The 14,352-nt window shown below is 36.4% G+C and carries 13 protein-coding genes and 2 pseudogenes; 6 read left to right on the top strand and 9 right to left on the bottom strand.

Annotation, left to right across the window (positions count from 1 at the left end; all coding sequences use genetic code 11):
* Positions 1–93: 93 nt before the first annotated feature.
* Both celB (EUC40_RS01050) and EUC40_RS01045 read right to left on the bottom strand, forming a co-directional pair.
* Positions 94–1,401 (bottom strand): PTS cellobiose transporter subunit IIC, encoded by a 1,308-nt coding sequence (gene celB / locus EUC40_RS01050; protein ID WP_156573250.1) that lies wholly within the window; start codon positions 1,399–1,401, stop codon positions 94–96.
* A gap of 16 nt (positions 1,402–1,417) precedes the next feature.
* Positions 1,418–1,720 carry a PTS sugar transporter subunit IIB gene (locus tag EUC40_RS01045; RefSeq protein ID WP_071710056.1) on the bottom strand — a complete coding sequence of 101 codons (303 nt, stop codon included), beginning with the start codon at positions 1,718–1,720 and terminating at the stop codon, positions 1,418–1,420.
* Positions 1,721–2,611: 891 nt separating this feature from the next.
* Between EUC40_RS01045 and EUC40_RS01035 the strand changes: the two are divergent.
* A pseudogene (locus EUC40_RS01035) lies at positions 2,612–3,982 on the top strand (polyamine aminopropyltransferase); the annotation flags it as partial.
* Positions 3,983–4,001: 19 nt separating this feature from the next.
* Positions 4,002–4,373, top strand: coding sequence for an adenosylmethionine decarboxylase (gene speD / locus EUC40_RS01030; protein WP_156573249.1), 372 nt, complete (start codon positions 4,002–4,004; stop codon positions 4,371–4,373).
* A gap of 93 nt (positions 4,374–4,466) precedes the next feature.
* Here the strand turns inward: speD and EUC40_RS27475 are convergent.
* The 4 genes and pseudogenes from EUC40_RS27475 to EUC40_RS01010 form a co-directional block, all read right to left on the bottom strand.
* Positions 4,467–4,556, bottom strand: a pseudogene (locus EUC40_RS27475) (DUF3021 family protein); the annotation flags it as partial.
* Between the two features lie 76 nt (positions 4,557–4,632).
* Positions 4,633–4,950, bottom strand: a complete 318-nt coding sequence (locus EUC40_RS01020; RefSeq protein WP_071711279.1) for a PTS sugar transporter subunit IIA — start codon at positions 4,948–4,950, stop codon at positions 4,633–4,635.
* A 9-nt stretch (positions 4,951–4,959) separates the two neighbouring features.
* On the bottom strand, positions 4,960–6,261 hold the full coding sequence (celB, locus tag EUC40_RS01015; protein ID WP_156573248.1) for a PTS cellobiose transporter subunit IIC: 1,302 nt from the start codon (positions 6,259–6,261) through the stop codon (positions 4,960–4,962).
* A 14-nt stretch (positions 6,262–6,275) separates the two neighbouring features.
* Positions 6,276–6,578 carry a PTS sugar transporter subunit IIB gene (locus tag EUC40_RS01010; protein WP_071711277.1) on the bottom strand — a complete coding sequence of 101 codons (303 nt, stop codon included), beginning with the start codon at positions 6,576–6,578 and terminating at the stop codon, positions 6,276–6,278.
* 224 nt (positions 6,579–6,802) lie between these two features.
* Between EUC40_RS01010 and EUC40_RS01005 the strand changes: the two genes are divergently transcribed.
* From EUC40_RS01005 to EUC40_RS00995, 3 genes are all read left to right on the top strand, one after another.
* A complete protein-coding gene (locus tag EUC40_RS01005) occupies positions 6,803–8,020 on the top strand; it encodes a dicarboxylate/amino acid:cation symporter (RefSeq protein ID WP_000649358.1) in 1,218 nt (405 codons plus the stop codon).
* A gap of 159 nt (positions 8,021–8,179) precedes the next feature.
* Positions 8,180–9,337 (top strand): acyltransferase, encoded by a 1,158-nt coding sequence (locus EUC40_RS01000; RefSeq protein ID WP_071711276.1) that lies wholly within the window; start codon positions 8,180–8,182, stop codon positions 9,335–9,337.
* A 41-nt stretch (positions 9,338–9,378) separates the two neighbouring features.
* Positions 9,379–9,759: a VOC family protein gene (locus EUC40_RS00995; RefSeq protein WP_000609852.1), complete on the top strand. Its 381-nt coding sequence runs from the start codon at positions 9,379–9,381 to the stop codon at positions 9,757–9,759.
* A 40-nt stretch (positions 9,760–9,799) separates the two neighbouring features.
* Here EUC40_RS00995 and EUC40_RS00990 read toward each other — a convergent pair whose 3' ends face one another.
* The gene (locus EUC40_RS00990) at positions 9,800–11,800 is read right to left on the bottom strand and encodes a YhgE/Pip domain-containing protein (RefSeq protein ID WP_156573247.1); all 2,001 of its coding nucleotides are present in this window, start codon (positions 11,798–11,800) and stop codon (positions 9,800–9,802) included.
* A 135-nt stretch (positions 11,801–11,935) separates the two neighbouring features.
* Here EUC40_RS00990 and EUC40_RS00985 point away from each other — a divergent pair, with 135 nt between their 5' ends.
* On the top strand, positions 11,936–12,820 hold the full coding sequence (locus tag EUC40_RS00985; RefSeq protein ID WP_071711273.1) for a LysR family transcriptional regulator: 885 nt from the start codon (positions 11,936–11,938) through the stop codon (positions 12,818–12,820).
* An 87-nt stretch (positions 12,821–12,907) separates the two neighbouring features.
* On the opposite strand, the gene EUC40_RS00980 is transcribed toward EUC40_RS00985, so the two are convergent.
* Positions 12,908–13,993, bottom strand: a complete 1,086-nt coding sequence (locus tag EUC40_RS00980) for a transcriptional regulator (protein WP_156573246.1) — start codon at positions 13,991–13,993, stop codon at positions 12,908–12,910.
* Positions 13,994–14,083: 90 nt separating this feature from the next.
* Positions 14,084–14,233 (bottom strand): hypothetical protein, encoded by a 150-nt coding sequence (locus EUC40_RS26845; protein ID WP_002174240.1) that lies wholly within the window; start codon positions 14,231–14,233, stop codon positions 14,084–14,086.
* Positions 14,234–14,352: the final 119 nt, after the last annotated feature.

Below are 14,352 nucleotides of genomic sequence, written 5' to 3'. Positions count from 1 at the left end.
TTTGGTGTTCTTATAGATGTATTTCATCTTTTTGAACATGATATAAAGGTAATTGTTCTGACGAGCTATAAAAACTCGTCAGAACAATACTTTTTAAAGTGATACTGAATTGTCGCTTCCTTTTGCAGCATCTTTTGACGCTTGTACATACGTACGGTCACACATTAATACGAATGGATAGTAAATTACTACTGCAATCGCAAAGTTTACTACTTGTAATGCTGCACCAGCGATGCTTCCGCCTGCTACAAGATAACCACTAAAGATTGGTGGCATTGTCCATGGAACTAAAGCAACTGTTTTTGGCACCCATCCTAAAGAAATTGCTGTATAAGAAGTAATTACTAATACAACTGGTGTAAGTACGAATGGAATGATTAACGCTGGGTTTAATACAATTGGTGTACCGAAAATAACTGGTTCGTTAATGTTAAAGAAACCAGGACCGATAGATACACGGCCTACACCACGAAGCTGTGCACTTTTTGCAACAAGCATTACCGCTACTAGGAATGCTAATGTTGCACCTGATCCACCGATATATACATATACATCAAAGAAAGGTTTTGTGAAAATATGCGGTACGTCATATGCAGACATACCATCGTTAAATAATTTAATATTTTTTTCTAATGCTGGTAAATAAATTGGGTCAATAATACCACCAACGATATTAGGACCATGTAATCCGAAGAACCATAATACGTGAATAAGTAACGCTACAATAATTGCACTTGGTAATGTACCTGCTAAACCTTGTAATGGTACTTGAATTGTTTCAAATACGATTTTATGAATACTTGTTCCTGCTAATTTCACTGCTAATTGAATACTTGCTGTTACGATTAAAATAACGAATGCTGGAACTAAAGCTGCGAATGATTTCATTACTGCTGGTGGAACACCATCTGGCATTTTAATTGTAATATCCCTTTGAACAAAGAACCTAAATACCTCTGTTACAAGAAGAGCTACAATGATAGAAACGAATAAACCTTGTGATCCTGTCCATGCTAAATCAATACCGCCTTCTTTTGGCGTTGTCGGAGAAATAATAATTAAGGCACCGAATGTAATAATTGCTGCTGACAACGCGTCAACGCCGTAAGATTTCGCTAAATTATAACTTATCCCTACTGCGACTATGAGGGCCAGTATAGCGAAGGAACCTGCCCACATACCACCGCCGATATCTTTCCAAACGTCCCCGAATGCACCTTTCATAAGTTTTTGGAATGCATCCACTGGTAAGTTATTAACAAGTATTGCAAATGATCCAACTAAGATAAGAGGCATAACTGCGATAAATCCATCACGGATCGCAACTAAGTGACGCTGCGACCCAATTCTACCTGCGACTGGAACTAAATACTTCTCCATAAATGCAATAAACTTTTGCATTTCGCTTCCCCCCTAATTATTTTTTAAGTGTTAATGCGTGATCTAAAACTGCTTCTCCATTCATCATGCCGTAGTGCATTGGATTAATAACATCGATTCCAATGTTTTTCTCATCAGCAAGCGTTTTCATTGAAGAAAGCATGTAACGAACTTGTGGTCCTAGTAATAATACATCTGCTTGATCGATATTGTTTTTTACTGCATCCCCAGATACAGCCCAAATCTTTCCTTCTAGACCGCGAGCTTTTGCAGCCGCTTCCATTTTTGTAACTAGTAAACTTGTAGACATCCCTGCTGAGCAACATAATAAAATATTCATTTGAAAATCCCCCTTGTGTAGTATAAAAAATTTATGTTATTTATTTTTCTTTACGCTATTTATTAATGCAAGTAGCGTGCCAACTTTTCAAAACCGCTAAAATCAACACTTTTTTGAGCTTTTTCTTTGTGTGTTAACGCTTTCAATTAGTGTGTCCCTCAAAAAACACACAGTGTGTTATAAAACAACACGCTTTTAACACATAACTGTATGAAAATAGATTAGTGTTTAGTTGTCTAGTTGTATTTAAAACAAAAAAACACTAATTTTTTTTAAAACATGAAAATATAATAACGAAAAATATAATATTTCGAATCAAATCAAAAACAAATACCTATTCAAGATACTCGTCTAACTATTGTCCAGTCAAACTCTATTAAATTACATAGAATAGACTAAAATAAAGTATTTTGAAAGGGGATTCCCATGCCAAAGCATAGAAAAAAGAATAGAATGAAGATTTATAGAATACAGTTTCAAAATAAAAGTTATAAACAGGAAGAGGATTCTGAATTAAATGCAGACTCGCATGAACTAGACGAACAGGACAAGCAAGACAAACAGGACAAGCAGGGCAAACAAGACAAGCAGGGCAAACAAGACAAACAGGACAAACAAGACAAACAGGACAAACAAGACAAACAGGACAAGCAAGACAAACAAGACAAACAGGACAAGCAAGACAAACAGGACAAACAGGACAAACAGGACAAGCAGGACAAACAGGACAAACAAGACAAACAAGACAAACAAGACAAACAAGACAAACAAGACAAACAAGACAAACAAGACAAACAAGACAAACAAGACAAACAGGACAAACACGATAAACACGATAAACAGGACAAACAGGACAAACACGATAAACAAGACAAACACGATAAACAAGACAAACACGATAAACAAGACAAACACGATAAACAAGACAAACACGATAAACAAGACAAACACGATAAACAGGACAAACACGATAAACAAGACAAACAGGACAAACAGGACAAACAGGACAAACACGATAAACCAGACAAACAGGACAAACAGGACAAACAGGACAAACAGGACAAACACGATAAACAAGACAAACAGGACAAACAGGACAAACACGATAAACAGGACAAACACGATAAACAAGACAAACAGGACAAACAGGACAAACACGATAAACCAGACAAACAAGACAAACAAGACAAACAAGACAAACAAGACAAACAAGACAAACAAGACAAACAAGACAAACACGATAAACAAGACAAACAGGACAAACAAGACAAACAGGACAAACACGATAAACAAGACAAACAGGACAAACACGATAAACAAGACAAACAGGATAAGCAAACACCATTAGAGCCTACAATAGAAACAAATTCACATAACTTAGATATATGGGATGAAATTTCCCTAAAAGAAATACAAGCTGGTGAGCATACAAGTTTATTTGAAGAAAAAAGCAATTATCAAAATATTAATTTGCTACAAGTAAGCGATGTTCGTTTATATTTGGACAACCAACTACAATTTAGTTCCGTTGATGAGCAAATTTATCATGAAGCACTTGTGCATCCAATCATGTCTAAAGTCATTGATCCAAAACGTGTTCTCATATTAGGTGGCGGCGATGGTCTTGCCTTACGAGAAGTTTTGAAATATGAAACTGTGCTACATGTAGACCTTGTTGATTTAGACGAGGCGATGATTAATCTAGCTCGTAATGTACCAGAAATCGTATCTTTAAACAAAAACGCATTTTTTGATGAGCGCGTGAATGTGCACGTATGTGATGCGAAAGAATTTCTAAATTCTCCCTCCTCCTTATACGATGTAATTATTATTGATTTTCCTGATCCAGCAACAGCAGTTTTAAGTACTTTATATACAAGCGAACTTTTTGCTCGTATAGCTACATTCTTAACAGAAGATGGTGCTTTCGTCTGCCAATCTAATTCACCTGCTGATGCACCTCTTGTATATTGGAGTATCGGTCATACAATTGAAAATGCCGGATTAACTGTAAAAAGTTATCATATCATTGTTCCTTCTTTCGGAACTGACTGGGGATTTCATATTGCTGCTAACTCCTCACATGTACTCAATCAAATTGAACAATTATACGTAGTACCAACTCCTCGAACATTACCTTCTCTTCTTGCTCCTTTATTCCAATTTAAAGAAGAACATTTAGATCACCGTAACAATGCCGTTTTAAATTTAGAATCGGACCTTACCCTACATCATTGCTATCAACAAGAAATGATATTTTAACTAAGGGGGGTACAAGCATATGGACTATTCTACGTTTGGCCAGCATATAATAGTAGATTTATGGGGCGTAGATTTTACTCTATTAAATGATATTCATTTTTTAGAGCATCATTTAGTTTCTGCTGCTGATTACTCTGGTGCAAATGTTTTAAACGTAAGCACAAAGAAATTCCAGCCATATGGCGTTACAGTATTAGTATTGCTATCAGAAAGTCACCTTTCTATTCACACTTATCCGGAGAAAAATTTTGCAGCAATTGATTGCTATACGTGCGGTACAACCGTTGAACCGCAAATAGCAATTGATTATATCGTAAATATATTAAAACCAGAGCGGATGCATATAAAAAGATTAATTCGTGGTGTAGGAGAAATTGTTACTGTCGATTAATTATTGCTCTTACTCATCCGTAAAAAGGAGGATTGTAACTACCATTAGTGGAACGAAAGCTCCACTGATGGTACGCACACATACATAATTCTTTCATTTTAATTGATGATTTAATGTTTCTATTTTTCGTTTCCAATATAGTGTCATCACAAACCATATAATGAAGTAAATAATAATAAATGTAATCTTGCGTAAGTGGTCTTCGTTTCGTCATAACAGCATCTTTTCAAAACATAAAAAAACCTTGCATACGCAAGGTTCATTCAGCTGCTGACATCTTCCTATATAATTCTACAAACTCACTCGCTAATTCCTTTACCGTAATTGCATTCATTAAATGATCTTGCGCGTGCACCATCAGAAGAGTAACTTCTGTCTTTTCACCACCAGCTTCCTTCTGTATAAGCTCTGTTTGTACACGGTGCGCCTCTTGCAATTCATGTAAAGCTTCTTGCAACTTCGCCTCAGCTTCCTCGAAGTTTCCACGCTTTGCGCAATCAATTGCTTCCATTGAACAACTTCTTGCATTTCCCCCATGCAAAATTAAATGAAAAGCTTTCGTCTCTATGATATCCATTTTAGTTCTTTACTCCCCCTTTTCTTCCGCCACTTTTTGTTTATCCCATATTTTTAAGAATGGTAAATAAATGAAGAATGCTAGTGCAAAGTTAACGAGCTGCAAAATAACACCTGAAATTTTTCCGCCTGATCCTAAATATCCACTAAAAAGAATCGGTGTAGTCCAAGGAACAGCAGCTCCGCTCGGACGGGCAACTAATCCCCATTCCATCGCAAAGTAAGAAACAATTGTTAACACAACTGGAACTAATATAAATGGAATAAGTAACAGTGGATTCATAACAATCGGCATACCGAAAGTCACCATTTCATTAATATTAAAAATACCAGGTGCAATCGACAAGCGGCCGATACTTTTTAACTGCTGACTTCGCGCAAACAATAACATTCCTACAACTAAAGCTAATGTTGCGCCAGAACCACCCATATAAATCCATAAATCAAAAAATTGTGCGGTAATCGTATTCGGTACGTCTTGACCAGCCTGAAAAGCAATTCGGTTTTGATCCATTAACGACAACCAAACCGGGCTCATTACACCACCAACAATTGCAGCGCCATGAATTCCGCACGCCCAAAGTACATGGACAATAATAACTGCGATTACTGCCCCCCCAAGGCTAGCCCCTAGTACACTAAGTGGTTCTTGCAAAAGCTTTCCTACAACATTATGAATACTACCAAAAGTCGTTTGTTCAAAAATCAATCGAATGATCCAAACAACCGTCACAACAATAAAACCTGGAATAAGCGCAGCGAATGAACGCGTTACTGCTGGTGGAACTGTCTCTGGCATTTTTATAATTATCTTTTTTTGTACAATAAATCGATAAATTTCAGTAGATATAATTGCAATAATCATTGCCACAAACAGTCCTTGACTCCCCATTAACGCCGCTGGAATTGCTCCGTCTACAATCACACTTTCCTTCGTGCTTGGTATGATATATGCAACTTGAAATGGCGTTGCAAGCAAAAATGTCACAAGCGACAATGCTCCAGATGCTAAAGCATCCACTTTATAATACTCACCAAGTCTGTAAGCGATTCCAAAAACAGCTATTAAAGACATTATATTAAAAGTTGCCCCTACTGGGTACCCTAAAGCTTTCTGCCAGTTCTCTCCAAACAAACCTGCCATAAAATCATTATACCCTGGTATTGGTAAAGCACTAATAATAAGAAAAAAAGATCCAATAATTAAGAATGGCATCGTTAAAATAATTCCGTCACGAATCGCTTGTAAATGCCTCTGCTCTGCAATCCTTCCTGCTACTGGCATTACATATTTCTCTAAAAACTGTATCATCTATCCCACTCTCCTCATGATTTCATCGACAAAGCTGCTTGTAAGATAGCTTCTCCATTACAAAGCCCGTAATGGACAGATTGAATGACATCAACGGGTATTCCTTTCTCTTTACATAATTCTTTCATTTTCGGTAATAAATAACGTACTTGCGGTCCAAGTAAAAGTACATCTGCTTGGTCGATGTGGCTATTCACTTCAGAACCTGATACAGCCCAAATCTTTACCTCTACCCCTCTTGCCTGTGCTGCTTTCTCCATTTTTGTAACAATCAAACTGGAAGACATTCCCGCTGCACAGCAAAGTAAAATATTCATCCCGCTTCACCCCCTTTTTCAAAACCTAAATTATGGTGCAGCCCTTGCCACCACTAGGTTACAAATATATATGTCTAGATTTCTAACTGTATGCCGAGCTTAAAAACAAAAATTTCTCGGTTTTCACGCTATTCCATCTATCGGTATTTTCCTAGTAAAGAGGACCCTAACTCGCTATAATGATTCAGTATGATTTTTTTTATAATTGATAGGAGGGTATATTTATGAAGGCATATCGCTTTCCACTTATTTTATTATCTTCTATCCTAATTGGTGGTTTCATTGGTTATTTCATGGGTGCCGATGCAGTTGCTTTAAAGCCGCTTGGTGACATTTTCTTAAACTTAATGTTTACGATTGTTGTACCTTTAGTGTTCTTTAGCATCGCGTCATCTATTGCTAATATGGATGGATTAAAACGTTTCGGTAAAATTATGTCTAGTATGGCTGGGACTTTCTTATTTACAAGTATTTTAGCTGCTATTTTTATGATTATCATCGTGAAAGTATTCCCGCCAGCACAAGGTGTTGTATTAGAATTAACACAACCTGATAAAGCTGAAAAAGCTGTTAGCGTTGCTGATCAAATCGTTGGCATTCTAACAGTATCTGACTTCTCAAAGTTACTATCTCGTGAAAATATGTTAGCACTTATTTTCTTCTCTATATTAATGGGGATTGCAACTTCAGCAGTTGGTGAAAAAGGAAAACCATTCGCTACATTCCTCCAAGCTGGTGCAGAGATTTCAATGAAAGTCGTATCTTTCATTATGTACTACGCTCCAATCGGACTTGCTGCTTACTTCGCAGCATTAGTTGGTGAATTCGGGCCACAACTTCTTGGAACGTACTTCCGAGCTGCAATGGTATACTATCCAGCTTCACTTATTTACTTCTTTGTATTCTTCACATTCTATGCATACCTTGCAGGTCGCAAACAAGGTGTTCAAATATTTTGGAAGAACATGGTCTCTCCTACAGTTACATCACTTGCAACTTGTAGTAGTGCCGCAAGTATTCCGGCGAACTTAGAAGCAACGAAGAAAATGGGTATCTCGTCTGACGTTCGTGAAACAGTTGTCCTTCTTGGATCTACACTTCATAAAGATGGATCTGTTTTAGGCGGCGTATTAAAGATTGCTTTCTTATTCGGTATTTTCAACATGGAATTTGAAGGACCAAAAACATTAGCAATCGCACTTGTTGTTTCTCTATTAGTAGGAACAGTAATGGGCGCTATTCCAGGCGGCGGTATGATTGGTGAAATGTTAATCGTTTCTCTATACGGCTTCCCGCCAGAAGCATTGCCAATTATCGCAGCAATTAGTACTATCATCGATCCTCCTGCAACGATGTTAAACGTAACAGCAGATAACGCTTGTGCCGTAATGACAGCTCGCCTTGTAGAAGGTAAGAACTGGATCAAAAATAAATTTGCTTAATAGATAGAAAGAAGATGCTCGTTTCGAGCATCTTCTTTTTTGCGTTATTTGTTGATATCAATTACTATCGCCACAAATTTGTTAAAATCTTCACAAATATTCCACACCTCTCATCCTTACTCCGTACTATAATCATGTATGGAAAAGGAGATGGACCTAATGACACAAAGCGCACCAGAGTTTAAAGTTTTGCAAAGCATTGCATTTCTTGCTGTCGTTTTGCAAAGTTCCTTATTATATACAATGAATCAAGGTAATGTCTTACTTGAACAATCCCTCATTATGGGTATGTTATTTAATCTCGCAAAATTTTCGGCACCTGCATTCATATTTATCGTTGGATTTCATTTAATTCGTCACTATACAAAGCAATTAGTATACAAAGAATATATTTCTGAAAAAGCCACACACTTACTCATACCTTATTTCTTTTGGTCTATTCTTTACTTATTAACAACAAACGATATGATTACACTACAAAGCGGAATAAAAAGTTTATTACTCGGAACAGCCGCACCTCATCTTTGGTACGTTATTATGATGTTCCAAATTCACTTATTGTTCCCTTTACTTTGCACACTATTTTATTGGTTTCAAAAACGAACAGAAAATAAAAAAGACATATATAAATATATGACTATCTTTGCTTGTCTATATTTCCTCTTAATGTGGTATTCTTCGCACTACATTTTTAATGGAGAGAAATTAACTAGCTCAACCATTTTACATTATACAGATCGGTCCTTCTTCTTCTATTCGTTCTATTTCGTCATGGGAGGAATCGCTGCTGTAGCACTAAAAACTTGGCGTACATTTGTTATGAAACATATCCCGCTGATCACAATATTATTTTTCATCTTATTTTTATTTATCAATTATGAGTTATTTAGTTTTTACGGAGCAAACTCTATCCATTTAACCGTTTCTACTTATTTAAAACCGTCTATGTTTTTATACATTGTCTGTGAAATTATGATACTGTACGTGTTATCTATTACAATTGTACAGCGCCGGGGTTTTTTATATAAAACGTTACGATTCATTGGGAACTACACGTATGGCGCTTATTTAGCACATTTTTTCTTCTTACAACTATGCACACAATTTCTTTCCTTATTCACATTGCAAGAAAATACTATACTATATAGTCTATTACTCTTTGTCTTAACAGCTGTTATATCTATTTCAACAATGGTCATTTGCAGTACACTGCCATTTCATATATGGATTGCAGGTCCTTCGCCTACGACAAGTATGAAATGGGCAAAGATTGCACTTCGAAAAAATCACGAAAAACTATTCAAACCATATATTTGATATAATTATACACATATAAGAAAAGAAAGCAGGAGACATCTATGATTAATCAAATTGGACAAATTATGCTATATGTAAATAACCAAGATGAAACCGTACAATTTTGGACAGAAAAAGTAGGATTCCAAATCATCGCAGAAGAAAATAACGGAAAAGGATTTCGCTGGATTGAAATTGCGCCAGCAAAAGAAGCTGGAACAAGCATCGTCCTTCACGATAAAGCGTTAATTGCAAAAATGCAACCTGAACTAAATCTTAACACACCTTCGCTTATGTTCTTCTCTAACAACTTAGATCAGCTGTATAAAGATCTTTCTGAGAAAAACGTAACAGTTGGACAAGTTGTAGATTTACCTACTGGTAGAGCGTTCAACTTTGCGGATAATGAAAATAATTACTTTGCGGTAATGGAACGCAAATAAAAAAGAAGCTATCCGAAAAAAACGGATAGCTTCTTTCCTTTTAAGAAACTTGTTCTGCATTCGTTTCCCTATGTTGTATATGGCTCGTAATCCAAGCAATTCCACCAGCAACAACGAGATAGCATAACAATATTAAAATTTGCATTTGTAATTGCGACCAATCTCCTAAAGAAATCACATCTTGTAGCCCTCTAAGAGAATGGGACATTGGGAGAAATTGTCCAATTTTGCTAAGAATAGCTATATTTAATTCTCCTGGGAAAGTACCCCCGCTCGTCGCTAATTGCAGGACAAGAAGCGTTACCGCTAAAAATTTTCCAACAAGACCAAACACCGTTACTAACATAAGAATAAACGTCATGAATGTAAAGGAAATAACGATACTTGATAAAACAAAGAGTGGCACACTTGCAACTTCTAATTTCATAACTCCTAGCACAACCACATCCACAAGTAATGCTTGAATAAGTCCAATTAAATATACTAATCCTAATTTATTAATAAAATGTACCGTTCCGCTTACTTTCATATTTTGTCTACGGCCAAGTGGTAAAATATTCGATGCCATAATTCCGCCAACATAAAATGCAAGTGATAAGAAATATGGTGCAATACCTGAACCGTAATTAGGCACGTCAGAAACTGTCGACTTCACTAATTGAACCGGCTCTGAGAACATCGTATTGCGTGCATCATCATTGCGAACATCTGCTATCTTCTCTGCGCCCTCTCCTAATTTCGTAGAAAGTTCTTTCGCACCATCGTCAAGTTTAACAAGTCCGTTCGTTAACTGATCAGCACCATGATTCAGCTCTGTTCCACCACTCGCAAGGTGATTTATACCTTCTTGCAAGGATGTAAATCCAGTTCCCCATTTCGTAAATCCACTAGCTAAATTTGTAGCACCATCTGCTATCTTTTTCGTTCCATCAGTAGCTTCATTTAACTTAACTCCGAATGTATTCATACCTTCTTCAACCTTATGCTGACCATCTGCAAGCTTCTGCGCACCTTGTGTCAATTGTTTCTGACTATTATTTAAAGTGTTTGTTGCTTGAGCTAATCCATTAGAAGTAGCGATAATCTTTTGAAAAGCAGGATCTTGCTGCACTTCTGGATGGCTTTTCACGTACTCTTCTAATTGTTGTTTTATACTATTAGCTGCACCATCCGCTTTCACTTGCCCTTCAGCAAGTTTCTCACTGCCGTTCACCCATTCATTTGTACCAGCACTTAATTCACTAACCCCTGATTGTAACGTTTTTTCACCTTGTGCTAGTAACTCCATACCACTATGAAGTGATGTCGCTCCTTGACTTAACTCATTTGCTCCCCCGGTTAAAGCAGATTGGCTAGACGCAAGCTTGTCACTTCCCTCTTTTACTTTCGACGTCCCATCACTTAAACGATGAATACCATCTGCAAGCTGATTCGCCCCATTTCTTGCATCCGTCGTTCCTTCATGTAATTTCCCAGCACCGTTACTTGCATCACTCAACCCTTGTGCCAAATCTTGAAACTTTGAAAAGACACCTTCTGTATAAGATTTCGTAATACTATTTGAGATTTTTGTTTTCATATTTTCAACAGCTGTCGTTCCAATTTGAGCTGCTACAAAGTTTTTACCTGGATTTACTTTGTACTGCAATTGTGCTGGTTCTGGTTTCTCATCCATAAGTGTACTTACCTTTTTAGAGAAATTCTCTGGAATCGTAACAACCATATAATATTTATCTTCTTTTAACCCTTCATCTGCATTTTTTTCTGATACGAAATGAAAAGCCAGTTCCTTATTCTCTTTTAAATTTTTAACAAAATCGTCTCCTGCATGAATTGTTTTTTCATCCATCACAGCACCCTTATCTAAGTTCACAACTGCAACAGGTAATTTATCTAATCGTCCGTATGGATCCCAATATCCAGCTAAAAAGAATCCTGAATAAATTAAAGGAACGATTAACAAAAAAATTAAAGCGATACGCCCATGTTTATGGTGCCACATCGCTTTCCAATCTTTAAATATAAGTTGAATCCCTTTCATAAAACATACTCCTTCTCCTAATTTCACACCATTACAATGGTTTAACAGATTTACTATACACGTCCATTTTCATACTGTATAATACATCTTTAATTATCAATTCATTCCTTTTGGTCTATAGAAAGGAGAGTCAAAATGGAACTTCTTCAACTAAAATACTTTCAAACAGTTGCACGACTAGAACATATGACAAAAGCAGCTGAAGAATTGCACATCGCGCAACCTTCACTCAGCAAAACAATTGCTAGACTAGAAAAAGACTTAGGCGTCCCGTTATTTGATCGCCAAGGTCGACAGATTACATTAAACTCTTTCGGAAAAGTATTTTTAAAACGAGTAGAGCGCATCTTTCATGAATTAAGTGAAGGCGAACGAGAAATTAAAGATTTAGCTGACTTACAACAAAGCTCTATTACGCTAGCCGTTTCTATTCCAAGAATATTACCAGAACTACTCGGTTCTTTTTTATTAGAACATCCTAACGTTCGATTCCAACAGTTTCTTGCATCCACTCCTTCTATGAAACGACAACTAGATAATATAGAAATTGACTTTTGCATTTCTTCTGTGCCAATTGAAGGCGAGGAGATTATTTGGGAACCACTTATTACAGAAGAAATTTTCTTAGTCGTCCCTTCAGGTCATCGTTTATCAGGACGTGAAAGTATCTATCTGCATGAAGTAAAAGACGAACCGTTTATTAGTATGAACACTGGTTATGGATTTCGGCACTTAACAGATGAATTTTGTAAAGAAGCTGGCTTCACTCCACATATCGCTTTTGAAGTAGATGAACCAACCGTGATTAGCGACCTTATTAAGCAAGGCCTCGGTATCGCTTTTGTCCCAAGTTTAACTTTATTAAAAAACTCTACTTTAGCATTAAATAAGTTACGCATTATTGAACCAAATTGCGAGCGAACTATCGGCTTAAGTTGGTCGAAGAAACGCTACTTATCGAAAACTGCTCAGCAATTTCGTGAATTCGTGATTGACTACTTCTCTAACATTAGGACATGAAATTATATCGACGTTTCGACAAGAAATATTGATTTATCAACGAATTAAGACGCAAATAGAAGGTGCCCCTCAAAAGGATGGCACCTTCTATTTCTTACTCTTCTCTAATTCTATTTCCGCTAAAAGCGGCAAAACATTATCAAAAATATGCGTATTATTATTTTCACCCGTGACGTATCCACCGTAATATCTACTAAACACATTATCATTTCGGAATGTAGTCATTCGCTCATATAATTCCTTCGCGAAATTTGTATCCCCTGTGTGTAGTACGTATAAAATTGTTAGTCCGTAAGCAGCCGGTGATTCATAATTTACTGTTTGTTTTCCCGTTTCTAAATTATATCGACCGTATAACTTTCCATCTTCCTGGAACTTCTTCTTTATAAATTCCAAATATGCATCTGATGAAAGACCACCTAAACTACGATGGTAAGCATTGTATGATTGGTCAATAAGGTTTACTTCTTTATCGTATGTAAATGTACCATCTTCTTTATACTCTTTTGGGAACGCCCATCCATTTCTCGGATAATCAGCTAAAAACTGAATTACTTCTTGATACTGCTGAGCAGAAACTTTCCCGTACTTTTTCATGTAAGAAAATGCGTGCGGGTTTATGTAGGATGTTGTGACAAAATTATTTTGTTTACCTGTATCTGCATCATAATAATCAACGTATGTATTACCTTTTTTATTATAACGAAGTACAGCATCACTCAATTGATCTGCAAGATTTTTATAACGCTCTTCCTTATACATTTCATAAGCTCGATATAATTGTTCTATAATACGAAGGTCATCTATAAGTGCATTTGTAGCTGACTGCATTTCTCCCTTTTCAGAGATTTTCCATACAACGATGCGATCCTTATGTAAAAAGTTATTTTGAATCACCTTTACTTGTTCATCAAATAACGCTTGATCGTCTTTATCAAGTGTATATTGTAGCCATAGTCCTGCTGATTCTGATAAAGCTTCACGGCCTTTTGCTTCCCCCGTTCCAGCCTTTGTATCTGCTAAACGATATGTAGCAAGCGTCCCATTTTCATTGACCATATGTCTTAAAATAAAATATTCTGTACGGTTTCCTTGTAATGCTGACCAAAATACAATTCCACCTAAAGCGATTAAGAGCATAACTCCAATCCCTATATATATACGTTTCCGCAATCTTTTCACCTCCCTAATAAGGCTAACCTTAATTTTAACAGAACATACGTCAATTTAAAAAAGACAATCTATTAGATTGTCTCCCGCACTTTATCCCTCGCAAGCCTCTTTCGAAGGTCTATATAGCGATTCCACAAGTCGATCATATTCACGACGCGTAATTTCTTTATTGTACAGCTTTAATAATAAATCTCTATGCTCTTTTGAAAATGCCATCTTTTTAATGACTTCAGGATACATAAAACACCCTCTCCATTTCACATAAACTTCTTCATCCCGAAAGCAGAACTTATGTTCGCATAAAAGATTATAAAAGATTCCTAAACAAAAAACAAACAAAATATTATCAAATATTCATT

This window comes from Bacillus luti (genome assembly GCF_009739945.1).
GTDB classification, from domain to species: Bacteria; Bacillota; Bacilli; order Bacillales; family Bacillaceae_G; genus Bacillus_A; species Bacillus_A luti.
The sequence above is the reverse complement of the archived record's forward strand: the minus strand, read 5'-3'. Positions and strand labels throughout refer to the sequence as shown.

What these genes read in the sequence shown, in the direction of transcription:
- celB (WP_156573250.1), bottom strand. Translation starts at nt 1,401, where the DNA reads ATGCAAAAGTTTATTGCATTTATGGAGAAGTATTTAGTTCCAGTCGCA.
- EUC40_RS01045 (WP_071710056.1), bottom strand. Translation starts at nt 1,720, where the DNA reads ATGAATATTTTATTATGTTGCTCAGCAGGGATGTCTACAAGTTTACTA.
- speD (WP_156573249.1), top strand. Translation starts at nt 4,002, where the DNA reads ATGGACTATTCTACGTTTGGCCAGCATATAATAGTAGATTTATGGGGC.
- EUC40_RS01020 (WP_071711279.1), bottom strand. Translation starts at nt 4,950, where the DNA reads ATGGATATCATAGAGACGAAAGCTTTTCATTTAATTTTGCATGGGGGA.
- celB (WP_156573248.1), bottom strand. Translation starts at nt 6,261, where the DNA reads ATGATACAGTTTTTAGAGAAATATGTAATGCCAGTAGCAGGAAGGATT.
- EUC40_RS01010 (WP_071711277.1), bottom strand. Translation starts at nt 6,578, where the DNA reads ATGAATATTTTACTTTGCTGTGCAGCGGGAATGTCTTCCAGTTTGATT.
- EUC40_RS01005 (WP_000649358.1), top strand. Translation starts at nt 6,803, where the DNA reads ATGAAGGCATATCGCTTTCCACTTATTTTATTATCTTCTATCCTAATT.
- EUC40_RS01000 (WP_071711276.1), top strand. Translation starts at nt 8,180, where the DNA reads ATGACACAAAGCGCACCAGAGTTTAAAGTTTTGCAAAGCATTGCATTT.
- EUC40_RS00995 (WP_000609852.1), top strand. Translation starts at nt 9,379, where the DNA reads ATGATTAATCAAATTGGACAAATTATGCTATATGTAAATAACCAAGAT.
- EUC40_RS00990 (WP_156573247.1), bottom strand. Translation starts at nt 11,800, where the DNA reads ATGAAAGGGATTCAACTTATATTTAAAGATTGGAAAGCGATGTGGCAC.
- EUC40_RS00985 (WP_071711273.1), top strand. Translation starts at nt 11,936, where the DNA reads ATGGAACTTCTTCAACTAAAATACTTTCAAACAGTTGCACGACTAGAA.
- EUC40_RS26845 (WP_002174240.1), bottom strand. Translation starts at nt 14,233, where the DNA reads ATGTATCCTGAAGTCATTAAAAAGATGGCATTTTCAAAAGAGCATAGA.